The sequence below is a fragment of the Leisingera sp. ANG-M1 genome, assembly GCF_000813745.1.
In the GTDB taxonomy this organism is placed as follows: Bacteria; Pseudomonadota; Alphaproteobacteria; order Rhodobacterales; family Rhodobacteraceae; genus Leisingera.
In genome coordinates this window covers 1-661 of the sequence record NZ_JWLC01000058.1, presented here as the reverse complement: position 1 = coordinate 661, position 661 = coordinate 1, and the positions used below count along the sequence as shown (strand labels likewise).

At 59.5% G+C, this 661-nt stretch carries 2 protein-coding genes; both read left to right on the top strand.

Features of this window, described 5'->3' with window-relative positions; all coding sequences use genetic code 11:
- The coding region (locus RA19_RS25250; RefSeq protein ID WP_039168643.1) for a phosphorylase family protein at window positions 1-391 on the top strand (391 nt) is incomplete at its 5' end.
- A 139-nt stretch (window positions 392-530) separates the two neighbouring features.
- The coding region (locus tag RA19_RS25245; RefSeq protein ID WP_039168640.1) for an HU family DNA-binding protein at window positions 531-661 on the top strand (131 nt) is incomplete at its 3' end.

Here is a 661-nt window from a genome sequence, read left to right as displayed (position 1 = left end):
GGTCACTGAATACGAAGGCTATGACCTGAAGCGGATCATGCGCACCGGCACCGTCGCCACCATCGACAACCGCAACTGGGAACTGCGCGACCAGTCCGGCCCGGTGCAGCGCCTCAGCCAGTCCCGCGCCGTGGCGCTGGATATGGAAAGCGCCACCATCGCCGCCAACGGCTACCGGTTCCGGGTTCCTTACGGCACGCTGCTCTGCGTGTCTGACAAACCGCTGCATGGCGAGCTGAAACTTCCGGGCATGGCCTCGGACTTTTACCGGACCCAGGTTGCGCGCCATCTGCAAATCGGCATAAGAGCTATGGAGCGTTTGCGCGGCATGCCGCTGGAGCGGTTGCATAGCCGGAAACTGCGCTCATTTGACGAGACCGCGTTCCTCTAAGGCTGAAAAACGCAGATTTCCGGGAAAAAATGCCTGTTTTCCTGTGCGCGATGCACACAAGAAGTTGTGTTAGCTCACAACATAACGATAATGTCGCGCAATGAGGCCCCACAGTTCGGGCAGTTTAAGGAGACGAAGAATGTCCAAACCGATGACCAAAACCCAGCTTGTGGCCGCTCTGGCCGAGGAAATGGGCAGCGACAAGAAAACCGCTGGCTCCGCGCTGGAAGCAGTCTGCTCGCTGATCACCCGCGAAGTGTCGGGCGGCGG